Origin of the sequence: Lonsdalea quercina subsp. quercina (assembly GCF_000688695.1) — a bacterium.
In the GTDB taxonomy this organism is placed as follows: Bacteria; Pseudomonadota; Gammaproteobacteria; order Enterobacterales; family Enterobacteriaceae; genus Lonsdalea; species Lonsdalea quercina_D.
In genome coordinates this window covers 68,647-91,422 of sequence record NZ_JIBQ01000010.1, presented here as the reverse complement: position 1 = coordinate 91,422, position 22,776 = coordinate 68,647, and the positions used below count along the sequence as shown (strand labels likewise).

Sequence of the window (22,776 nt, the reverse complement as noted above, 5' to 3'; positions counted from 1 at the left end):
TATTGGGGGAGGTGCCTATGCTCAATCAAGAACTGGAACTCAGTCTCAACATGGCTTTCGCCAGAGCGCGTGAGCACCGTCACGAGTTTATGACCGTGGAGCATTTGCTGCTGGCTTTGCTCAGCAATACCTCCGCACGTGAAGCACTGGAGGCCTGCACGGTCGATCTGGATGCTTTACGTCAGGAACTGGAAACCTTCATCGAACAGACAACGCCAACGCTGCCTGAGAGNGAAGCGGAACGCGATACGCAGCCGACGCTGAGCTTTCAACGTGTGCTGCAGCGTGCGGTATTCCACGTACAGTCCTCCGGGCACAGCGAAGTCTCCGGCGCCAATGTGCTGGTCGCCATTTTCAGCGAACAGGAATCGCAGGCCGCCTATCTGCTGCGTAAGCACGATGTCAGCCGCCTTGATGTGGTGAATTTCATTTCCCATGGTACGCGCAAAGAAGAGTCCGGGCCGTCGGTCAGCCAGGAAAATCCGGTTAACGAAGAGCAGGCTGGAGGGGAGGAGCGTATGGAGAATTTCACCACCAACCTTAATCAACTGGCCCGCGTGGGCGGTATCGACCCGCTTATTGGTCGCGACCGAGAACTGGAACGCACGGTTCAGGTGCTGTGCCGCCGTCGCAAAAACAACCCGCTGTTGGTCGGTGAATCCGGCGTCGGTAAAACGGCCATCGCCGAAGGTCTGGCCTGGCGTATCGTTCAGGGCGATGTTCCGGAAGTGATCGCCGACTGTACCATCTACTCTCTGGATATTGGTTCGCTGCTCGCCGGCACCAAATACCGCGGTGATTTCGAGAAGCGCTTTAAGGCGCTCCTGAAACAGCTGGAGCAGGATCAAACCAGCATCCTGTTTATCGATGAGATTCATACCATCATCGGCGCAGGCGCCGCCTCAGGCGGTCAGGTCGATGCGGCGAACCTGATCAAGCCGCTGCTGTCGAGCGGTAAAATCCGCGTCATCGGCTCCACGACTTATCAGGAGTTCAGTAACATCTTTGAAAAGGACAGGGCGCTGGCGCGTCGCTTCCAGAAGATCGACATTACTGAACCGAGTGTCGAAGAGACGGTGCAGATCATCAACGGTCTGAAACCGAAATATGAAGCTCACCATGATGTGCGTTACACCGCGAAAGCCGTGCGCGCCGCCGTTGAGCTGGCGGTGAAATATATCAATGACCGTCATCTGCCGGACAAAGCGATCGACGTGATCGATGAAGCCGGCGCGCGTAGCCGACTGATGCCGGTCAGTAAACGCAAGAAAACCGTCAACGTCGCGGATATCGAGTCGGTCGTGGCGCGTATCGCTCGGATCCCAGAGAAGAGTGTGTCCGCCAGTGACCGTGATGTGCTGAAAAACCTGGGCGACCGCCTGAAAATGCTGGTATTTGGCCAGGATAAAGCCATTGAAGCGCTGACCGAGGCCATCAAGATGAGTCGTGCCGGACTGGGTCATGAACGCAAACCGGTGGGTTCGTTCCTGTTTGCCGGGCCGACGGGGGTGGGTAAAACTGAAGTCACGGTGCAGTTGGCGAAAGCCATGGACATCGAACTGCTGCGCTTTGATATGTCCGAATACATGGAGCGTCATACGGTGAGTCGCTTAATCGGCGCGCCTCCGGGCTATGTCGGCTACGATCAGGGCGGGCTGCTGACGGATGCGGTGATCAAACATCCGCATGCTGTCCTGTTGCTCGATGAGATCGAAAAAGCGCATCCCGATGTGTTTAACCTGCTGCTGCAGGTGATGGATAACGGCACCCTGACGGACAACAACGGTCGTAAGGCTGATTTCCGTAATGTCATTCTGGTCATGACGACTAACGCCGGGATTCGTGAAACTCAGCGTAAATCTATCGGGCTGATCCAGCAGGATAACAGCAGCGATGCGATGGAAGAGATTAAGAAGGTGTTTACGCCGGAATTCCGTAACCGTCTGGACGGCATCATCTGGTTCAACCATCTTTCTACCGAAGTGATTCAGCAGGTGGTGGATAAATTCATCGTTGAACTGCAGGCGCAGCTGGATGCCAAAGGCGTATCGTTGGAAGTCAGCGAGGATGCGCGTGATTGGCTGGCTGAGAAAGGGTACGACAAGGCGATGGGCGCGCGGCCGATGGCGCGGATTATCCAGGAGAATCTCAAGAAACCATTGGNCAACGAATTGCTCTTTGGCTCGCTGGTAGAAGGGGGATCCGTCACCGTGGAACTCGATTCCACGACGCAGCAGCTGAGCTATAGCTTCCACAGCGCGCAGAAACGCAAAACTGAAGGCGCGGTATCATCCTAAGCACACGGTATCGCTAACCTTAACGTCAAGGGCATCCGAATGGATGCCCTTGTTTTTTATAAAAGAGGTCAATGAGCTCATTGAAAGCGAAGCCAGCGAGGCGTTTTAATCGTCTTGGTCCTGTTGGGGCGGATAGAGACTCAACAGTTTGAGGGTGACGCCATTCGTCCAGCCGAAACCGTCTTGCAGTTCGTACTCCCCGCCGCCGCCGCCGCCAAGTTCGCCGGTTTCAACCGCATATTTCTCCACCAACTTATGCTCGCGTTCGTAGGTATGCCGAACGCTGTTCAGAAAGCGGACTGCGATCTCTTCGGCGAGCGGCTCTTGCTGATAATAGCGTAGCCCTTCCACTGCGACCCACTGCAAGGGCGCCCACGCGTTCGGCGCGTCCCACTGCTGGTGAGAGTGCAGAGTGGTCGTAACCATCCCGCCTTCCTGTACCAGCTCGTTACGGACCGCCTGGGCAGTCTCTTGAGCGTAATTCAGTGGGGCCGCCTGGACATACAGCGGAAACAGTGTTGCCGCCGTCAACTGCTGGCTCACTTTGCCTTGGCGCCAATCGTAATCCGCGTAGTATCGCTTTTCCGCGTTCCAAAAGTAGCGATTAAGCGCCTGTTTACGCTTGTCGGCGCGGAGGGCGTAACGATCGGCGTCGGCCATCTTGTTGGCTAAGCGACTGGCCTTCGACAGCACCATTTCATTGTGATAGAGCAACGCATTCAGGTCGACCGGCAGGATATCGGTAGTATGGATCGTCGACAGCTTCATCGGGTCTTTCAACCAGCGCGAGCTGAAGTCCCATCCCGAGGCTGCTCCCGCACGTAGATCGCGGTATAACTGTGGTCGCTCGCTTTCCGGCACCTGGCTGGCGGTGGTGACGTCGTCGAGCCAGGATTCGGTCCTGGGCACGTTGCGATCGTCCCAGTAGCGGTTCAGCACATCGTCGCCGAGGCGGACGACGCGTTTGTCAGCCTGCCCGGGCTGCAAGCTGTTTTCGCCGTCCATCCAGTACTGATATTCCCGCTTCATCTGCGGCAGATAGGTCACCAGCAGATTGTCGCCGTCATGCTTTGCCAGCAGCTCTACCATTTTGGTGAAGAAAGGGGGCTGTGAACGGCTCAGGTAATAGGTGCGATTGCCGTTGGGTATGTGTCCGTAGCGGTCGATCTGGTAGGCAAAGTTTTGCACCATGTTGCGGATGAGACCCCACTGGTCGCTTTCCGCAAGGCCTAGCATGGTGAAATAGCTGTCCCAGTAATAGACTTCACGAAAGCGTCCGCCCGGCACAACATAGGCGTTGGGCAGCGGCAGGAGCGAGTCCCAGCGAGTCATGTCGGGTGTACTGCGCGTGAGGTGTGGCCACAGATCGATGATATGCTCCCGCAGCGTTTGGCCGCCGGGTGGAATATAGCCCTTACCGTCCGCAGGAATGGTGAAGTTATGCAGGACAAAATGCTGCAGATCAAAATTGTTGAGCCGACGCTGCATATAGTAATCCGCCATGATGGCCGAGGGCGAGTACCGGGGAACCGCGTCAACAAACGTTTTTTGATCCGGAAACATTTTCGATTTCTGCACCGCTTCGAAAAGCGGCCCCATCGTGATATCCGGCGGAGCCGTGGCGATACGCTGCGCCTGTGGGGCTTCTGCGTGGGCGTTCTTCATCGCCAGAACGGGAAAAGCCAAGATTGTGGTTATCTGTAAAATAATCAAAAACGGATATGTCCTCATTGCCTGGAGGGTTAACATCGCTGGTTCTACTCCTCTATTATGTGCAAACTGAGCAATAAAAAAGCAACAATTTTGTAAATATTGCTCAATGCAATTATCTTAGGGCAAATAGATATATGGGACGTCAATCGAGGCATGAACTGCAGAGAGGGTCACAGGCTGAGATGTGAAATATGTGAAGGCGGGCACAAAAAGCAAAAGCCCTGACCGCAAGCGGAAAGGGCAGGAGGGCGAACATCCTCGTGGGATCGCGTTAAGCGATGGCGGGCCTGTTAGCGGCTACGGAAGACAATGCGGCCTTTGCTCAGGTCGTACGGGGTCAGCTCCACTGTGACTTTGTCACCCGTCAGGATGCGGATATAGTTTTTACGCATTTTACCGGAGATATGAGCGGTAACCACGTGCCCGTTTTCCAATTCAACGCGGAACATGGTGTTGGGCAGCGTATCCAGTACGGTGCCTTGCATTTCAATATTGTCTTCTTTGGCCATCGAATCCTCTAGGTTTTACTACCTTAGTTTTTAACCGGCAAGATAATGCCGAAAAACCCACATTATGTAAAGAAGCGTTGCGACTCAGCGCTTGATTAATTCGTCATAGGTGGGTCGTTTAGTTAGGCGAGCGGCAGCGTTTGTCTCTGCCAGCACGGTTCACCCAGCGTAATGGGTCGCAGTTGGGAAAGGTGTTGCAGGAACTCCCGGCGCGGTATTTCTGTCGCTCCCAGCGATGCCGTGTGCTCGTTTAATATCTGGCAGTCAATCAGTTGTCCGCCGTGGCGAACAAAGTGGCGCAAAAACGCCAGTAAACCGCACTTCGAAGCATTGTCTGCGCGGCTGAACATTGACTCGCCGCAGAACAAGGCGCCTTGAGAAATGCCGTACAGACCGCCGATCAGCCTGTCATTATGCCACACTTCCACCGATTGCGCCTGTCCTGCCTGATGCAGCTGGCAATAAGCGTCAATAATGTCATCGTCGATCCAGGTGCCTTCTTCCCGGTCGTTGGCGCAAGCCGTAATGACATCGGAAAAGGCCTGATTCAACGTGACGTGATATTCGGTCTTACGGATGAATTTTTTCATACTGCGACTGAGATGAAATGCCTCAGGAAACAGCACGGCGCGCGGGTCGGGCGACCACCACAAGACGGGATCTCCCGGCGAGTACCAGGGGAAGATGCCGTGCTGATAAGCCGCCATTAATCGTGACGGCGCCAGATCCCCCCCGAATGCCAGCAGGCCGTTAGGATCGTTCAACGCCATCTCCGGATCGGGAAACTGCACGGAGAAGGGCGACAGCTCAAACAGTTGCATGACTGGCCTCAGTTAAAGGTGTTGATGAAACTGCCAATAGCGGCCTCGCTGAGCCATCAGCGTCTGGTGGTCGCCTTGTTCGACTATCTGTCCGCCGTCCATAACGCACAGGCGGTCCATGCTTTCTAAACCGCGTAGACGATGGGTGATGACCAGCAGCGTTTTATCTTTGCAGTGCTCACGCAGGAGCTGAAGCATTCGCTGTTCAGTTTCGGCGTCCAACCCCTCGGTGGGTTCGTCGAGCAGAATCAGCGGTGCAGGATGTAACAAAGCGCGTGCCAGACCGATTCGGCGCTGTTCGCCGCCGGACAGTTGTCGGCCGCCTTCACCCAGCCAGGCATTCAGCCCCTCTTGCTCCAACAGGTGCGCCAGCCCCACCTGTTGCAGGACTTGAGTCAGCACCTTGTCACTGGCCTCCGGCGCGGCCAGCCGCAGATTCTGACGAAGCGTGTCACTGAAGAGATGTACCCGTTGAGGAACGACGCTCATCATGCTGCGTAGGTTCTCTTCGGACCAGGCAGATAACGGTGAACCGTTCAGGCTAATTGCGCCCTCGCGACAGTCCCAGGCACGGGTGAGCAATTGCAATAGCGTGGATTTACCGCATCCGGTTTTGCCCAACAGCGCGATGTGCTCGCCGGGTTGAAGACTTAGCGAAATATGCTGAAGCACCGGCAGAGGCTGGTCCGGATAGGTAAAACTCACCTTGTCTAACGTTAACGCGGCGTGAGAAGCGGGGGCAGGCCCTTCAGCAGTGAATACGACGGCAGGCGTCAGCTTCATCAACTGGTCGACTCGAACGGCGGACGCAGCGACCTGTCCGATATGTTGGAAGGCGTTTGCGACCGGGCCTAAGGCTTCGAAGGCGGCCAGCGAGGCGAAAACAAACAAGGCGATCAGCGCGCCCGGCTGCGTATCGCCGCCGACGCCGTTGGCCGCCATCCACAGGATCAGCGTGACGGTGAGCCCGCTGCTCAGGATGATGAGGGATTGCGATAGCGCGCTGAGCGTCGCCTGCTGACGTTGCCGCGATAACCAGCGGTTTTCCAGTTGATCCAGTCGATGCCGGAAAGAGACTAACGAGCCGAAGATGGTCAGTTCGGCCTGCCCCTGTAGCCAGGCGGTCAACTGCAGGCGGTATTGCGCGCGTAACTGCGTCAGCGCTTCGCCAATTGGCTGGCCTGTTCGGTAAAACACCGGCGGCATGATGACCAAGAGCAATAGCATGATGGTCGCCAGCGTCATCGCCAACGTGCTATCCAGCCAGCTAAGACCAAAGGCTACTGCCACGATAACGACGAGCGCGCTGAGCAGCGGGGAGATCACACGCAGATACAAATGGTCCAGCGTGTCGACATCCGCCACCAAGCGGTTAAGCAGGTCTGCCTGTCTGAAACGGCTGAGTCCGCCGGGGGAGAGCGGCAGAATGCGGCTAAAGGTATACACGCGCAGATGCAGCAGTACGCGGAAGGTGGCGTCGTGGCTGACCAGTCGTTCGAAGTAGCGGCTCACCGTGCGTGTAATCGCCGCGCCGCGGACGCCAGCGGCGGGTAGCATGTAGTTAAAGGTATAAAGTCCTGCGAGTCCGGCCAGCGCCGAGCCGGCAAGGAACCAACCGGAGAGCGTCAGTAGTCCGATACTGGCGAGCAGGGTAACGATGGCAAGCACCACTCCCAAACTAAGCCGCCAAAAGTAGCGGCGATAAAGCCCCAGAAAAGGCATCAATATCCGGATGACCTGTATTTTCTTCATCTCAGAGCGCTCCTCGGCGTTGTGCCATCAAATCCGCAAAAGGCCCCGGCGACGCGCTGAGCTCACTGAAATGACCTTGCTGTACCAGACGTCCCGCTGCCATCACCCACACCTCATCATAGCTACTGGCCTCATCGAGCTGATGTGTGATCAGCAGGGTTGTCTGTCGCGCTGCGGCAGCACTTAGTGCATTCATCACCCGTTGTTCGCTATGTGCATCCAGGCTGGCCGTGGGCTCGTCCAGCAACAGTAAATGGCTGGGGCGGAGCAGGGCTCTTGCCACCGCGACACGCTGAGCCTGCCCGACGGAGAGGCGCGCTGCGCCATCGCCCAGTACGGTATCTAGCCCTTGCGGGAGCGAAGGCAGGAATTCGTGGACATAGGCGCTTTCTACCGCCGTCTGAAGCGTCTGTTCATCAGCTTCGGGATGGCCTAGCAGGATATTCTGCCGCAGGGTCTGTTCCGGCAGATGCGGATTCTGACCTACCCAGCTCAGTTGCTTGCGCCAGGCATCGGGGACAATGGTGTTCAGCTCCACATTATTGACGGTCAGAGAGCCACGATACGGCAGGAATCCGAGTAACACATTCAGCAGCGACGTTTTGCCTGCGCCGCTCGCGCCGACCAATGCGATCCGCTGCCCGGCCGTAATGGTGAACGACAGCGGTCCGGCAAGTACGGCTCCGGTCGGGGTAAGAATTGTTAGATCTCTGGCAACTAATTCCAGCGATTCGACGCTATCAAAATTCGTCTGGCCGCCACCGACGCTCTCACCCTCTTCGGACAGGAAGGTGAACAGAGTTTCCGCGGCGCCGACGGCTTGGGCTTTAGCGTGGTAGAACGTTCCCAAGTCGCGCAGTGGCTGAAAGAACTCAGGCGCAAGGATCAGAACCAAAAAACCGGCAAACAAGGTGACGCCAGTCCCGTAATGACCAAAGTTGAGCTCTCCCAAATAAGAAAAACCGAAATAGACCGCGACGATGGCGATGGAAATCGACGCGAAGAACTCCAGTACGCCGGAAGAGAGGAAGGCCATTCGCAACACTTCCATCGTACGGCGGCGAAAGTCTTCGGAGGCTTGACGGATGTGATCGGTTTCGGCCTGACCGCGGAAGAATAACCGCAGGGTTTCCAGTCCCCGCAGGCGATCCAGGAAGTGACCGCTTAGGCGTTCCAACGCCAGAAAATTGCGGCGGTTGGCTTCTGCTGCGCCCATGCCGACCATCGCCATAAAAATCGGGATCAACGGGGCGGTCAAGAACAGGATCAGTCCCGCCGCCCAGTTAATGGGAAAGACGAAGAGGAGGATCAGGAGCGGCATCAGCGCCGCCAAATACATTTGCGGCAGATAGCGGGCATAGTAATCCTGCATGTCGTCGACCTGCTCCAGAATAAGCGATGCCCAGCTTCCAGCCGGTTTACCCTGAATCCAGGCCGGTCCCAACTGCTGCAAGCGATCCAGCACCTGGCTGCGTATCTGTCGGCGGATGACCTCGCCGCAGCGGAACCCGACGCGCTCCCGTATCCAGCTCATAATAGCGCGTAGACAAAATGTGGCAGCCAACAACGAAAACGGCGCGAATAACTCTTCGCGCGGGGTGTGATCGATGATGAGCGCCTGCAGGAGTGCGGCGAGCAGCCAGGCTTGAGCGATGATGAGCAGACCGCTCACCAGCCCTAACAGAAGCGAAAGGCGCAACCAGCGTTGTGCCAACCGGCTTTGCTGTTTCAGCCAGCGGGTGAGTTCTTGTTGTCGGGAATTTTTCATCAGATGCCGATTGTCTTCTTATGGGAGTATTGCGAAATAACGCTTGTATAACCGCGGGTTAACATTTATTCGGGCGTTCGGTCAGATTGGCGTCATGTTACCTTGACGAGAAGGCCATGCAAACGAAAAGAGGAGGTAAATGGGGGTGGGCGATCAATTTTTACAAATCGTGAAAGAAAAGCCTGAGGGAGCGAAAACCCCCTCAGACAGTGACGATCAGCTGTTGCCCAGACCATCCAGATAGCGCTCGGCATCTAACGCTGCCATACATCCCGTTCCGGCAGAGGTGATCGCCTGACGGTAGATATGATCCATGACGTCACCCGCAGCAAACACGCCGGGAATGCTGGTCTGCGTCGCGTTGCCGTGAATGCCGGATTGCACCTTGATATAACCGTTTTCCAGCGCGAGCTGGTTATCGAAAATAGCGGTGTTCGGGCTGTGCCCGATGGCGATGAAGGCACCGGCGACTTCCAGCGTTTCCGTCGCGTCACTGTGGGTATCGCGCAGACGAACGCCGGTGACGCCCATCTCGTCGCCCAGTACCTCATCCAGCGTACGGTCGGTGTGCAGCACGATGTTGCCGCTAGCGACTTTCTCGTTCAAACGGTCAATCAGAATTTTTTCTGAACGGAAAGTATCGCGGCGATGAATCAGGTGAACTTCAGAGGCGATATTGGACAGATACAGCGCTTCCTCTACAGCCGTGTTGCCGCCGCCGACGACCGCGACCTTCTGGTTACGATAAAAGAATCCATCGCAAGTTGCGCAGGCGGAAACGCCTTTGCCTTTAAATGCTTCTTCAGAAGGCAACCCCAGATAACGTGCGGAGGCACCCGTGGCGATGATCAAGGCGTCGCAGGTGTACTCATCGCTGTCGCCGAACAGGCGGAATGGACGGGTCTGCAGGTCGACGCGGTTGATGTGGTCAAAGACGATTTCCGTATTGAACTTGGCGGCATGAGCGTGCATACGCTCCATCAGCGCCGGACCGGTCAGGTCATCGGCATCGCCCGGCCAGTTTTCAACTTCCGTCGTAGTGGTCAGCTGACCGCCTTTTTCCATCCCGGTAATCAACAGCGGATTCAGGTTGGCGCGCGCAGCATAGACCGCGGCGGTGTATCCGGCGGGGCCGGAGCCCAGAATTAACAGTTTGCGGTGTTTGGCTGTACCCATGAGTTCCTTAACTCCAGTGGAGGGACGATAGGGCGATTGTAAGGAAATTACCGGCCTAAAAAAAGCGTCGGCGAATGTTGTTAACTATTTATCTTATCGTTAACAACCATTGAAAAAAGTGAAACAGGGCTGGTGCTGGGATGTAACGCGGTAACGTGCGGTCGGTAAAAAAGCATCAAAACGCTGCCCGACAGCGTTTCTAGGATTTGGATCTGGCAGTTTCTTCTGATTTTAATTGTTTTGCTTTGACAATCGGCTGCGCTTTTGCGAAAACATCCTATGAAGAGGAAATTTTTTGTATGTGAATAGTTGAATGCTCGGCTTTTTATCCGTTTTTGCATTGTTTAATTGACAGGCGACAGCATAGCTCATGCACCTGTTTGTCGTACGCGAGATGCGGAATAAACAGACGTGACTTTTGATGTACAAAATAGACAGGGGTCTTCTTTAGGGGCAACTCTGGCACATTGAAGTGGGCCAGAGGGAGCGATGAGCAGGGAAGAGTGAAGAGAGACAATAATAATGGTAGACACAAAAAAACGTCCGGGAAAAGATCTTGATCGTATCGATCGCAATATCCTGAACGAATTGCAAAAAGATGGTCGTATCTCCAACGTGGAGCTTTCCAAGCGGGTTGGTCTATCGCCTACGCCGTGTCTGGAACGTGTTAGACGTCTGGAGAGACAGGGTTTTATCAATGGTTATACGGCGTTACTCAATCCGCATTATCTGGATGCTTCGCTTCTGGTATTTGTGGAGATTACGCTGAACCGTGGCGCGCCGGATGTATTTGAACAGTTCAATACTGCGGTACAGAAGCTGGAAGAAATTCAGGAATGTCATCTGGTTTCCGGGGATTTTGACTATCTGCTTAAAACCCGCGTGCCGGACATGTCTGCCTACCGTAAACTGCTGGGGGAAACGCTGCTGCGTCTGCCTGGCGTTAACGACACCCGCACCTATGTGGTGATGGAAGAAGTTAAGCAGAGCAACCGGCTGGTCATCAAGACCCGCTGACGTATGGGTGCAAAGCCCGGCAAATTCAGCTACACTCCTGTGAATTTATACAGCTACAGCGCCGGGACTTTCTCGGCGTTTTGTCATGACTCCTTTACCGGAACCTGGAGAAACGCTTGAGCCAGGAATACACTGAAGATAAAGAAATTACGCTGGAAAAACTCAGCGCGGGGCGGCGTTTAATAGAGGCGTTGCTTGTCGTTGCAGGGCTGTTCGCCTGTTACCTGGCCGCTGCGTTGCTGAGCTTCAGCCCGTCCGACCCGAGCTGGTCTCAGACCGCCTGGCATGAACCCATTCACAACCTGGGCGGTGGCGTTGGCGCCTGGATGGCCGATACGCTGTTTTTCGTTTTTGGCGTACTGGCTTACGCCATTCCCCCCGTGATGATCTCGCTGTGCTGGCTAATTTTCCGTCAGCGAAACCGTCAGCATGCGCTCGACTATTTCACCTTTTCTCTACGTCTGATTGGCGCTCTGGCGCTCATCCTGACCTCGTGTGGTCTGGCTGCCGTCAATGTGGACGATCTGTACTATTTTGCCTCCGGCGGCGTGCTCGGCAGCTTGCTCAGCAGCGCCATGATTCCGCGATTCAACAGCGTCGGCTCAACGCTAATTCTGTTATGCGTTTGGGCGGCCGGTCTGACGTTATTCACCGGCTGGTCGTGGCTGACGATCGCGGAGAAAATCGGGGCTGCGGTGATGGGCTGCCTGACCTTCTTCTCTAACCGTGGACGCCGTGATGACGCTATCGACGAAGAGGAACTGGCGCACGACGCGGAGCATGAAACCGCAGTAACGCCCTCTGTCTCGCTTCGAGAACATGAGGTGGATGAAGATGATGTGCTGCTGGCTGCCCCAGCCGTACCCAGTGCTCAGCCAGTGGCCGCTGAAGAGCAGGCGTCTTTGCCACCCTCTGCCGAGCCCGTAATAGAGGACGTTGCGGAGGACATGTCTGCGACCGAGACACCAGCCGACAACGTCACGGCTCCGACTTCGCCGATTGACAGCCAGAAGGTTGTCACCGTTCCGATGGAAACGGATAAGCACGTCAGCGAAACGGAAAAAAGCGAAGTGCCTCCGCTGTATTCTTTCGACGTGCCTGAGTCACCGGCTGCTGAGCCTCTGACCGAAAACCCGGCGCATCACGCTCCGCCAGTTGACCGGGTTCCCCCCGTGCCGTCGACGCCAGTAACGCCGGTTGCGGCAACGGCAGCGGCAACGGTATCAACAAGTCAGGCGACCTCTTCGCTGCCGTTTACACCGGCGGTGTCAGCGAATGACATCAATCCGCAGATCAAGCAGGGGGTAGGGCCGGAATTGCCGCGTCCGAATCCTGTGCGTATTCCCACGCGGCGTGAGCTGGCTTCATACGGGATCAAGCTGCCTTCGCAGCGTCTTGCGGAACAGCAGGAGCGAGAAGCTCAACGTCAAGCGCAGCCGAATGGCATCGACGAGCCTGTGGAGAGTATCGAAGCAGATCAAGAGGACGATGCGTTGCTGCATCAGCTCGCTCAGGACTTCGCTGAGCAGCAACAGGAACGTTACGGTCACGACACATTGAATGATGGGCCGGAAGAGCGCTCCGCTGAGCCGGCAGCGCCATCGTCGCAAGCATCTCAGCCGCCTCGCTCTACGAATGTTCCGCCGTTAGACAGTGTTTTCGCTATTTCTCCGCTGGCTGACCTGGTTGACGATACGCCAAGCGAGCCATTATTTACTTTATCTCCTGAGGAAGAGGCGGCCGCGGCCGTTGAGCATCATGCCTCGCAAAGCGCGGTTACGCCTTCTGTTCAGCCCGCGGCGACGGCATCAACACCCGCACCTGCAGCGGCGGACAATAAGGACGACGATTCTTCTCCGTCTATCATGGATAGCCTGATCCACCCGTTCCTGATGCGTAACGACCAGCCGTTACAGAAACCGACCACGCCGTTCCCTTCTTTCGACCTGCTGACTCCGCCATCAGGCAATGAAGACCCGGTGGATGATTTCGCCCTGGAACAGACGGCAAGACTCATTGAAGCGCGTTTAGCGGATTATCGCGTCAAGGCGACAGTCGTGGATTATCATCCCGGCCCGGTCATCACGCGCTTCGATCTGGATCTGGCGCCTGGCGTAAAAGCGGCGCGAATTTCTAACCTTGCTAAGGACTTGGCCCGTTCACTCTCCGTGGTGGCCGTGCGTATTGTCGAAGTGATCCCCGGCAAACCCTATGTGGGCCTGGAGTTGCCTAACAAACGTCGCCAGACCGTCTTCCTGCGAGAAGTTCTGGATTGCGACCGTTTCCGCGACAATCCGTCGCCGCTGTCGGTCGTTTTAGGCAAGGATATCGCGGGCCAGCCGGTGGTGGCCGACCTGGCTAAAATGCCGCATTTGCTGGTGGCGGGGACGACCGGTTCCGGTAAATCCGTCGGCGTAAACGCCATGATCATCAGCATGTTGTACAAAGCATCGCCGAAAGATGTTCGTTTCATCATGATTGACCCCAAAATGTTGGAGCTGTCGGTCTACGAAGGTATCCCGCACCTGCTGACTGAAGTCGTAACGGACATGAAGGATGCGGCGAACGCGCTTCGTTGGTGCGTCGGCGAAATGGAACGGCGGTATAAGCTGATGTCGGCGCTGGGCGTGCGTAACCTGAGCGGTTACAACGAGCGTGTCGAGCAGGCAGAGTCTATGGGACGACCCATTCCCGATCCGTTCTGGAAGCCGGGCGACAGCATGGAAACACAGCCGCCGATGCTGGAAAAACTGCCTTACATCGTGGTGATGGTGGATGAATTCGCCGATCTGATGATGGCGGTGGGTAAAAAGGTGGAAGAGCTGATCGCGCGTCTGGCGCAGAAGGCGCGTGCCGCAGGTATTCATTTGGTTCTGGCGACGCAGCGCCCGTCGGTGGATGTTATCACCGGGCTGATTAAGGCCAACATTCCAACGCGTATCGCGTTTACCGTTTCCAGCAAGATCGACTCAAGAACGATCCTCGATCAGGGCGGAGCGGAATCCCTGCTGGGTATGGGCGACATGTTGTATATGGCGCCCAACTCTTCGATACCTGTGCGTGTGCATGGCGCATTCGTTCGAGATCAGGAAGTGCATGCCGTCGTCCAGGACTGGAAAGCTCGCGGTCGCCCTGAATACATCGACAGCATCGTTAAAGGCGGTGATGAGGGCGAAGGCGGTAGTCTGGGTCTGGATGGGGATGAAGAGCTCGACCCATTGTTCGACCAGGCGGTGGCTTTTGTGGTGGAAAAACGCCGCGCGTCGATTTCCGGTGTACAGCGTCAGTTCCGCATAGGCTACAACCGAGCGGCGCGTCTTGTTGAACAGATGGAGGCGCAGGGCATTGTCAGCTCCCCGGGGCACAACGGCAATCGCGAAGTGCTCGCTCCTCCGCCCATGGAATAACACTTGGACCGAAACGGCTATCGTCTGTGCAAAGATGCGTAAAGCCCAACATTACAGACAACGACGGCTGTTTCGGTTTACCTCGCTGATCTACAGTGAGGGAGTACACTCGGCGGTTGTCTAATACAGCCGCTGACCGATGCCATCAGGATAGTAAAAGGATCTTCTTATGATAAAAAAATGGTTAATGACCGGTTGTTTGCTGTCGAGCATGGTATCCGGCGTCGTTCATGCGGACGCCTCCAGCGATTTGCAAAGTCGTCTGAGCAAAGTTAATAGTTTCCATGCCAGTTTTTCACAAAAGGTGACGGGCAACGATGGTTCTGCGGTGCAAGATGGTGAAGGCGAACTCTGGGTCCAGCGTCCGAATCTGTTTAATTGGAAAACGACTTCGCCTGATGAAAGCGTACTGATTTCCGACGGCAAGACATTGTGGTTCTATAACCCGTTTGTGGAGCAGGTCACCGCGACTTGGGTGAAAGATGCGACGGGGAATACGCCGTTTATCCTGATTACGCGTAACAGCCCGAGCGACTGGAAAAACTACCATGTGACGCAGAAAGGCGATGAGTTTGAGCTGATGCCGAAGTCCGCCAGTGGCAATCTTCGTCAATTTTCAATTAGCGTAACCAGTAATGGCACAATCAAAGGCTTTACCGCCACCGAACAGGATGGTCAGCGTAGTAGCTACGTGCTTAAAGATCAGCAAAACGGAGCGGTAGACGCGGCAAAATTCACCTTTACACCGCCCAAAGGGGTTGCGGTGGACGACCAACGTCAGTGAGGCGTCTGTGAGTAATCTGTCACTCGACTTTTCCCAGAATGAATTTCAGCCCCTGGCCGCGCGTATGCGGCCAGTCACGTTAGCGCAGTATATCGGTCAGCAGCATTTACTTGGGCCGGGCAAACCGTTGCCGCGCGCGATTGAGTCCGGCCAGCTTCACTCGATGATTCTGTGGGGTCCTCCGGGAACAGGAAAAACCACGCTGGCGGAATTAATCGGTCGTTACGGGGATGCCGATGTAGAGCGTATTTCGGCAGTGACGTCAGGCATCAAGGAAATTCGCGAAGCGATTGAGCGCGCGCGGCATAATCGTGATGCTGGGCGCCGGACCATCCTTTTCGTGGACGAAGTACACCGGTTCAATAAAAGCCAACAGGATGCTTTTCTCCCTCATATCGAGGACGGTACGATCACCTTCATCGGCGCGACCACCGAGAACCCGTCGTTCGAGCTGAATTCGGCATTGTTATCCCGCGCCCGCGTCTATTTATTAAAAGCGCTGACGGCGGAGGATATCGAAGTGGTCTTGACGCAAGCGCTGCAGGATAGCGAGCGTGGACTGGGTAAACAGCATATCGTCTTGCCGGACGAGACGAGACGCCTCCTGTCTGAACTGGTGAGCGGAGATGCCCGGCGCGCTTTGAATTTGTTGGAAATGATGTCGGATATGGCGGAAGTCGACGCCGCCGGTGAGCGTCATCTGACACCCGATTTGCTTAACGAGGTTGCGGGTGAACGCAGCGCCCGTTTTGATAACAAAGGCGACCGCTATTACGACCTCATCTCCGCATTGCATAAGTCAGTGCGGGGCTCCGCGCCGGATGCGGCGCTTTACTGGTATGCCCGAATTATCACGGCGGGCGGCGATCCGCTGTATGTCGCCCGGCGGTTGCTGGCGATCGCATCGGAAGATGTGGGTAATGCCGACCCTCGCGGTATGCAGGTCGCGATTGCCGCGTGGGACTGCTTTACCCGCGTGGGACCGGCCGAAGGGGAGAGGGCGATCGCTCAGGCTATCGTCTATCTGGCCTGCGCGCCGAAAAGCAATGCCGTCTATACGGCATTCAAGGCGGCCATGCGCGATGCTCGTGAAAAGCCGGATTTCGATGTGCCTGACCATTTACGCAATGCGCCCACCGCGCTCATGAAAGAGATGGGGCTTGGTGCCGAGTATCGCTATGCACACGATGAACCCAATGGTTATGCGGCAGGTGAGAACTATTTTCCCTCGGAAATGGCGGCTACGCAGTATTATCATCCAACCTCTCGCGGCTTAGAGGGGAAGATCGGTGAAAAGCTCGCCTGGCTGGCCTCTCAGGATCAAAATAGCCCGACAAAACGCTACCGCTAGCCTACCCGTTGCGGTAAGGTTACAGCCGATAATTTTCTGCTACAGGGACCTTTGCAGGCCCGCTGTTATATCTCTTCCATCAATAAAAAGCACAGGACTAGCATGCTTGATCCCAATTTACTGCGTAATGAGCTAGACGCAGTTGCCGAAAAACTACTGGCTCGTCGAGGTTTTACTCTGGACGTTGAGGCGCTGCGCGCACAAGAAGCGCGTCGCAAAACGCTACAGGTCGAAACGGAAAGTTTGCTGGCAGAACGTAACTCCCGATCGAAAGAGATCGGCGCGGCTAAAGCACGTGGTGAAGACATTGAACCGCTGCGCCGTGAAGTTAACGCATTGGGTGAGAAGCTGGAATCTGCGAAAAAAGAACTCGATCAACTTCAGAACGCGATTCGCGAACTGTCTTTGACGATCCCGAATTTGCCAGATGACTGCGTGCCGTTGGGCAAAGACGAGACCGAAAATCAGGAAATCAGCCGCTGGGGCGAGCCGCGTCAGTTGGACTTTGAACCTCGCGATCACGTCGATCTGGGCGAGCTCAACAATGGCTTGAGCATGGCCGACGGCGTGAAGCTGACCGGTTCACGCTTCTCTGTTATGCGCGGACAGATTGCGCGTATGCACCGCGCGCTGGCTCAATTCATGCTGGACCAGCATACCGAGCAGCATGGTTACCTGGAAGCCTATGTCCCGTATCTGGTTAATCAGGACTCTCTGTATGGTACCGGGCAGCTGCCTAAGTTCGGGGAAGATCTGTTCCATACCAAGCCGTTGTCCGAAGAAGCGGATAGCAGCAATTATGCTTTGATCCCGACGGCGGAAGTGCCGCTGACCAATCTGGTGCGTAACGAGATCCTGGATGAAGAGTCCTTACCGATCAAAATGACGGCGCATACGCCGTGCTTCCGATCTGAAGCGGGTTCCTACGGACGTGATACGCGCGGTCTGATTCGCGTTCATCAGTTCGACAAAGTCGAAATGGTGCAGATTGTGCGCCCGGAAGACTCCATGCAGGCGTTGGAAGAGTTGACCGGACACGCGGAAAAAATCCTGCAACTGCTGAAACTGCCTTATCGTAAAGTCCTGCTGTGCACGGGCGATATGGGCTTCGGCTCCTGCAAGACCTACGATCTGGAAGTGTGGCTGCCTGCGCAGAACNCCTATCGTGAAATCTCTTCGTGCTCCAACATGTGGGATTTCCAGGCGCGTCGCATGCAGGCTCGCTGCCGCAGCAAAGGTGAGAAGAAACCCCGTCTGGTTCACACACTGAACGGCTCTGGTCTGGCCGTAGGGCGTGCGCTTGTCGCCGTGATGGAAAACTATCAGCAGGCTGATGGCCGCATTGAAGTGCCGGAAGTGCTGCGTCCTTATATGAACGGACTGGAATTTATCGGCTAAGCAGTTTTAGCTCAGAAAAGCGCTCTCAGGGGCGCTTTTTTTATGCCTGAAGTTGCGCGTTTCCAACAATGTGGGGTGGTGGCTCCCGTAATAAGACTTGTAGTAAGACCCAGTCTGACGTCCACGGTCATGGGGCATAGGAAAGGCCTATTACCTTAAAAAATACCGCCAGCCGAGATTCGATAAGGCGTGATGGGCCCACGCTGTATAAGGCCATGAACAAATCGTGCGGTCACTCTCTCAACACAGATTGACTTTAACTTTGCCGGTGGCATGATGCGCGCAAAATATCTTCTCTCATGGTCGTCGACCCATGTTCACCTATACGCGCCCGGTCATTTTGCTGCTTAGCGGTCTCCTGCTGCTAACGGTCTGCATTGCTGTGCTCAATACGCTCGTTCCCCTTTGGTTGAATGCTCAACAGCTGTCTGTATGGCAAGTCGGGCTAGTGGGTTCCTCTTACTTCAGTGGCAACCTGATTGGCACGTTGTTGGCCGGAGCCTTGATCCACCGTTTTGGATTTAACCGCTCTTATTACCTCGCCGCAATCCTGCTGGCTATCGCCACCGCAGCCTTAGCATTGTCGGTCGATTTCTGGAGCTGGTTGTTGTGGCGCTTCATTGCGGGCGTGGGTTGCGCCTTAATATGGGTTGTCGTGGAAAGCGCGCTGCTTTGCAGCGGTCACGCCACTCACCGTGGGCAACTGCTGGCGGCGTACATGATGGCGTATTATCTGGGGAGCGTCGTGGGTCAACTCCTGCTGAGCATGGTCCAAACCGATGTGTTCAGCGTTTTGCCGTGGGCTGTGACGCTGGTCGTACTCAGCGTATTACCGATGCTGTTTGCCCGCCTTTCCCCGCCACAAATCATGACGCACAAGGTGAATGTCTGGCAGATGTTACGTTACCGTGCGGCCCGTTTAGGCATTAACGGCTGTGTAATTTCCGGCATCATCTTGGGATCAATGTATGGTCTGATGCCGCTCTATCTTGCCCATCAGGGAATGAGTGACGCTCAGGTCGGTTACTGGATGGCATTGCTGATTAGCGCCGGTATTTTTGGACAATGGCCGGTAGGCAAAATGGCGGATCGCTATGGTCGTCTGATGGTGCTGAGAGTGCTGGTGTTCGCGGTGATTATCGGCTGTATCATGATGCTGGGCTTCAGTCGCTATGCGATGGTGCCGGCGTTATTCATTCTGGGTTGCGCGGCATTTACGCTCTATCCTGTGGCTATGTCTTGGGCCTGTGAGAAAGTGGTGGCGGGAGAGTTGGTGGCGATGAATCAGGCATTGTTGCTGAGCTACACGATTGGCAGTCTGACGGGACCGAGTTTGGCGGCGATGCTGATGCAGTCATACTCCGATAAATTGCTGTTCGTCCTGATTGGCGCCATTGCTTTCTGTTATCTGGTCATGCTGCTAAGAAAGGCCAATCATCAACATCCCAATCCACTGGCAGCGGCTTGATGTTTAAATCAATAAGCCGGTCATAGGCTGACCGGCTTGCGATAAAGGTTCAATAAGCGACGTGGTGGCCGTAGCTTTCAAGAATGGATTTAACGCGGTTCATCGTTTCGGCCTTCGGTGGTTTAACGCCATCTAACTGGTATTCCTCACCCATAGCGACCCATTTGTGTTTACCCAATTCGTGGTAGGGCAGGAGTTCGATCTTCTCGATATTGCCCATCTCTTGGGTGAATTCCCCCAGCATATGCGCTGACTTGTCGTCGTCGGACCAACCGGGCACGACCACATATCGAATCCATGTTCTCTGGTTACGTTTGGCGAGGTAGCGTGCGAATTCCAGCGTACGATGATTGGAAACGCCGACCAGATTTTGGTGGATGGTATCGTCAAGCTGTTTCAAATCCAGCATCACCAAATCGGTGGCATCCAGCAGTTCGTCGATAACCGGATCATAACGGCGAACAAATCCATTGGTATCGAGACAGGTGTTAATCCCCTGTTCCTGACAGGCGCGGAACCAATCGCGAACGAATTCCGCTTGCAGAATGGCTTCTCCACCGGAGGCCGTCACGCCGCCGCCGGAAGCATTCATGTAATGACGATAGGTGACCACCTCTTTCATCAGCTCTTCTACCGTAATCTCTTTGCCGCCGTGGGTATCCCAGGTGTCACGGTTGTGGCAGTAGAGACAGCGCATCAAACATCCCTGGAAGAAGACGATGAAGCGAATGCCTGGACCGTCGACGGTTCCACAGGATTCGAAAGAGTGAATACGACCAATTACTGACATTGCGAGGTTTCTCCGGGTTGGGCCGAACAATAGCGGCCAGCTGGGGCGCAGAATGACGTCATTGTGTATGGAATACATCATGATGACGCTGCGTCGAATCTGTTTTGGCAGCCCTCAGATAAACGGTCACAGCGGGCTGACAAAACAGGCTCTGGATACTCCGGCGAAGCGGTGAAAAAAGGCCCCACAGAGTGGAGCCTTTATTTTACGCCTTTTCAGGCAGACATGATAATCAGATGGACTGCGTGAAAGTACGCGTAATCACGTCCTGCTGCTGTTCTTTGGTCAGCGAGTTAAAGCGCACTGCGTAACCAGAAACACGGATGGTCAACTGCGGATATTTTTCCGGGTTTTCCATGGCGTCGAGCAACATTTCACGGTTCATCACGTTCACGTTCAGGTGCTGACCACCTTCTACGTTGTTGGATGCTTCGTGGTGGAAGTAACCGTCCATCAGGCCGGCCAGGTTGGCTTTACGAACATCGTCGTCTTTACCCAGAGCGTTCGGCACGATAGAGAAGGTGTAAGAAATACCATCTTTCGCGTAAGCAAACGGCAGTTTAGCGACAGAGGTCAGAGAGGCTACAGCCCCTTTCTGATCACGGCCGTGCATCGGGTTAGCACCTGGTCCGAACGGCGCGCCAGCGCGACGACCATCCGGAGTGTTACCGGTTTTCTTACCGTATACCACGTTGGACGTGATGGTCAGTACTGACTGAGTCGGTACTGCATTGCGGTAAGTGTTCAGCTTCTGAATTTTCTTCATGAAGCGTTCAACCAGGTCACAGGCCAAGTCATCAACACGCGGGTCGTTGTTACCGAACTGCGGGTATTCGCCTTCGATGTCAAAGTCGATAGCCAAGCCGTCTTCGTCACGGACTGGTTTCACTTTGGCGTATTTGATGGCGGACAGGGAGTCAGCCGCAACAGACAGACCGGCGATGCCGCATGCCATGGTGCGATACACATCACGGTCGTGCAGCGCCATCAGAGAGGCTTCGTAGCTGTACTTGTCATGCATGTAGTGAATGATGTTCAGCGCGGTGACGTACTGTTTAGCCAGCCAGTCCATGAAGTGATCCATGCGTTCCATGACTTCGTCGAAGTTCAGGGTTTCGCTCATGATCGGTGCAGATTTCGGGCCTACCTGCATCTTCATTTTTTCGTCCATACCGCCGTTGATAGCATACAGCATGGTTTTCGCCAGGTTGGCACGAGCGCCGAAGAACTGCATTTGTTTGCCCACAACCATCGGGCTAACGCAACAGGCAATGGCGTAGTCGTCATTGTCAAAGTCAGGGCGCATCAGATCATCATTCTCATACTGCAGAGAAGAGGTATCGATGGAGACTTTAGCCGCGTATTTTTTGAAGTTTGACGGCAGTTTTTCAGACCACAGGATGGTCATGTTCGGTTCCGGAGACGGCCCCATGGTGTACAGGGTGTTCAGGAAACGGAAGCTGGTTTTGGTGACCAGCGTACGGCCATCCAGGCCCATACCGGCCAGAGATTCAGTCGCCCAGATCGGGTCGCCGGAGAACAGCTCATCGTATTCAGGGGTACGCAGGAAGCGAACCATACGCAGTTTCATGACCAGGTGGTCGATCAGTTCCTGAGCGTCCTGTTCAGTGATTTTGCCCGCTTTCAGGTCACGTTCGATGAAGATATCCAGGAAGGTAGAAACACGACCGAAGGACATCGCGGCGCCGTTCTGAGACTTAACGGCAGCCAGGTAACCGAAGTAGGTCCACTGAACGGCTTCCTGAGCGGTCGTTGCCGGAGCAGAGATATCGCAACCATATTTGGCTGCCATTTCTTTGATCTGTCCCAGAGCGCGATGCTGTTCAGCGATTTCTTCACGCAGACGGATAGTTGCTTCCAGATCTTCGCCGTTTTCCAGTTTGCTCTGCAGAGAGCTGAACTGTGCGAATTTCTCTTTCATCAGGTAGTCGATACCGTACAGCGCAACGCGACGGTAGTCACCGATGATACGGCCACGGCCATACGCATCCGGCAGACCGGTCAGAACACCGGATTTACGGCAACGCAGGATGTCCGGGGTATAAACGTCAAACACGCCCTGGTTGTGAGTTTTGCGGTATTCGGTGAAGATTTTTTTCAGTTCCGGATCCAGCTCGCGGTTATACGCTTTGCAAGAACCTTCAACCATCTTGATGCCGCCGAAGGGGATAAGCGCGCGTTTCAGCGGAGCATCAGTTTGCAGACCAACCACTTTTTCAAGGTTGTTATCGATGTAGCCCGCATCATGCGAGGTAATGGTGGCAGCAAGATCGGTATCGAAATCAACAGGCGCATGAGTGCGGTTTTCCTGTTTGATGCCTTCCATGACTTTATCCCACAGTGCGCTGGTCGCAGGAGTAGCGCCCGCCAGGAAAGACTCATCGCCTTCATACGGCGTGTAGTTTTTCTGGATGAAGTCGCGAACATTGACTTCATTCTGCCATTCACCTTTGCTAAAACCATGCCATGCGTTGGCTAATTTTTCATTCAGATCGGTCATTTTA

Annotated in this window: 15 protein-coding genes; 7 read left to right on the top strand and 8 right to left on the bottom strand. The window is 55.1% G+C overall.

The window, feature by feature from the left end; genetic code table 11:
* Positions 1 to 17: 17 nt before the first annotated feature.
* On the top strand, positions 18 to 2,297 hold the full coding sequence (gene clpA / locus SB13_RS11310) for an ATP-dependent Clp protease ATP-binding subunit ClpA (RefSeq protein ID WP_026740458.1): 2,280 nt from the start codon (positions 18 to 20) through the stop codon (positions 2,295 to 2,297).
* Between the two features lie 105 nt (positions 2,298 to 2,402).
* On the opposite strand, the gene treA is transcribed toward clpA, so the two are convergent.
* From treA to trxB, 6 genes are all read right to left on the bottom strand, one after another.
* The gene (gene treA / locus SB13_RS11305) at positions 2,403 to 4,046 is read right to left on the bottom strand and encodes an alpha,alpha-trehalase TreA (protein WP_051616526.1); all 1,644 of its coding nucleotides are present in this window, start codon (positions 4,044 to 4,046) and stop codon (positions 2,403 to 2,405) included.
* Positions 4,047 to 4,300: 254 nt separating this feature from the next.
* Complete coding sequence (gene infA / locus SB13_RS11300; protein ID WP_002211347.1) at positions 4,301 to 4,519, bottom strand: translation initiation factor IF-1; 219 nt, start codon at positions 4,517 to 4,519, stop codon at positions 4,301 to 4,303.
* Between the two features lie 122 nt (positions 4,520 to 4,641).
* Positions 4,642 to 5,340 carry a leucyl/phenylalanyl-tRNA--protein transferase gene (aat, locus tag SB13_RS11295; RefSeq protein ID WP_026740457.1) on the bottom strand — a complete coding sequence of 233 codons (699 nt, stop codon included), beginning with the start codon at positions 5,338 to 5,340 and terminating at the stop codon, positions 4,642 to 4,644.
* A 12-nt stretch (positions 5,341 to 5,352) separates the two neighbouring features.
* Positions 5,353 to 7,092 carry a heme ABC transporter ATP-binding protein/permease CydC gene (gene cydC, locus SB13_RS11290; RefSeq protein ID WP_026740456.1) on the bottom strand — a complete coding sequence of 580 codons (1,740 nt, stop codon included), beginning with the start codon at positions 7,090 to 7,092 and terminating at the stop codon, positions 5,353 to 5,355.
* A 1-nt stretch (position 7,093) separates the two neighbouring features.
* Positions 7,094 to 8,860, bottom strand: coding sequence for a heme ABC transporter permease/ATP-binding protein CydD (gene cydD / locus SB13_RS11285; protein ID WP_026740455.1), 1,767 nt, complete (start codon positions 8,858 to 8,860; stop codon positions 7,094 to 7,096).
* Positions 8,861 to 9,076: 216 nt separating this feature from the next.
* Positions 9,077 to 10,036, bottom strand: coding sequence for a thioredoxin-disulfide reductase (trxB, locus tag SB13_RS11280; RefSeq protein WP_026740454.1), 960 nt, complete (start codon positions 10,034 to 10,036; stop codon positions 9,077 to 9,079).
* Between the two features lie 522 nt (positions 10,037 to 10,558).
* Between trxB and lrp the strand changes: the two genes are divergently transcribed.
* The 6 genes from lrp to SB13_RS11250 all read left to right on the top strand — a co-directional run bounded on the left by lrp (position 10,559) and on the right by SB13_RS11250 (position 19,461).
* Positions 10,559 to 11,053, top strand: coding sequence for a leucine-responsive transcriptional regulator Lrp (gene lrp, locus SB13_RS11275; protein WP_011094192.1), 495 nt, complete (start codon positions 10,559 to 10,561; stop codon positions 11,051 to 11,053).
* 116 nt (positions 11,054 to 11,169) lie between these two features.
* Positions 11,170 to 14,460 (top strand): DNA translocase FtsK, encoded by a 3,291-nt coding sequence (locus tag SB13_RS11270; protein WP_026740453.1) that lies wholly within the window; start codon positions 11,170 to 11,172, stop codon positions 14,458 to 14,460.
* Between the two features lie 172 nt (positions 14,461 to 14,632).
* Positions 14,633 to 15,244, top strand: a complete 612-nt coding sequence (gene lolA, locus SB13_RS11265) for an outer membrane lipoprotein periplasmic chaperone LolA (protein WP_026740452.1) — start codon at positions 14,633 to 14,635, stop codon at positions 15,242 to 15,244.
* Positions 15,245 to 15,251: 7 nt separating this feature from the next.
* Entirely contained in the window at positions 15,252 to 16,595 is a 1,344-nt protein-coding gene (locus SB13_RS11260) for a replication-associated recombination protein A (RefSeq protein ID WP_026740451.1), read from the top strand.
* 102 nt (positions 16,596 to 16,697) lie between these two features.
* On the top strand, positions 16,698 to 17,993 hold the full coding sequence (gene serS / locus SB13_RS11255) for a serine--tRNA ligase (RefSeq protein ID WP_026740450.1): 1,296 nt from the start codon (positions 16,698 to 16,700) through the stop codon (positions 17,991 to 17,993).
* Between the two features lie 313 nt (positions 17,994 to 18,306).
* Positions 18,307 to 19,461: an MFS transporter gene (locus tag SB13_RS11250; protein WP_026740449.1), complete on the top strand. Its 1,155-nt coding sequence runs from the start codon at positions 18,307 to 18,309 to the stop codon at positions 19,459 to 19,461.
* Between the two features lie 49 nt (positions 19,462 to 19,510).
* Here the strand turns inward: SB13_RS11250 and pflA are convergent, their stop codons facing one another.
* Positions 19,511 to 20,251, bottom strand: coding sequence for a pyruvate formate lyase 1-activating protein (pflA, locus tag SB13_RS11245; protein WP_036150629.1), 741 nt, complete (start codon positions 20,249 to 20,251; stop codon positions 19,511 to 19,513).
* 232 nt (positions 20,252 to 20,483) lie between these two features.
* Positions 20,484 to 22,772, bottom strand: a complete 2,289-nt coding sequence (gene pflB / locus SB13_RS11240; protein WP_026740447.1) for a formate C-acetyltransferase — start codon at positions 22,770 to 22,772, stop codon at positions 20,484 to 20,486.
* Between the last annotated feature and the right edge of the window lie 4 nt (positions 22,773 to 22,776).

Bases quoted from the DNA above. Each gene is read 5' to 3' on its own strand.
- infA (WP_002211347.1), bottom strand. From the start codon at position 4,519: ATGGCCAAAGAAGACAATATTGAAATGCAAGGCACCGTACTGGATACG.
- trxB (WP_026740454.1), bottom strand. From the start codon at position 10,036: ATGGGTACAGCCAAACACCGCAAACTGTTAATTCTGGGCTCCGGCCCC.
- pflB (WP_026740447.1), bottom strand. From the start codon at position 22,772: ATGACCGATCTGAATGAAAAATTAGCCAACGCATGGCATGGTTTTAGC.
- aat (WP_026740457.1), bottom strand. From the start codon at position 5,340: ATGCAACTGTTTGAGCTGTCGCCCTTCTCCGTGCAGTTTCCCGATCCG.
- pflA (WP_036150629.1), bottom strand. From the start codon at position 20,251: ATGTCAGTAATTGGTCGTATTCACTCTTTCGAATCCTGTGGAACCGTC.
- treA (WP_051616526.1), bottom strand. From the start codon at position 4,046: ATGTTAACCCTCCAGGCAATGAGGACATATCCGTTTTTGATTATTTTA.
- cydC (WP_026740456.1), bottom strand. From the start codon at position 7,092: ATGAAGAAAATACAGGTCATCCGGATATTGATGCCTTTTCTGGGGCTT.
- cydD (WP_026740455.1), bottom strand. From the start codon at position 8,860: ATGAAAAATTCCCGACAACAAGAACTCACCCGCTGGCTGAAACAGCAA.
- SB13_RS11250 (WP_026740449.1), top strand. From the start codon at position 18,307: ATGTTCACCTATACGCGCCCGGTCATTTTGCTGCTTAGCGGTCTCCTG.
- lrp (WP_011094192.1), top strand. From the start codon at position 10,559: ATGGTAGACACAAAAAAACGTCCGGGAAAAGATCTTGATCGTATCGAT.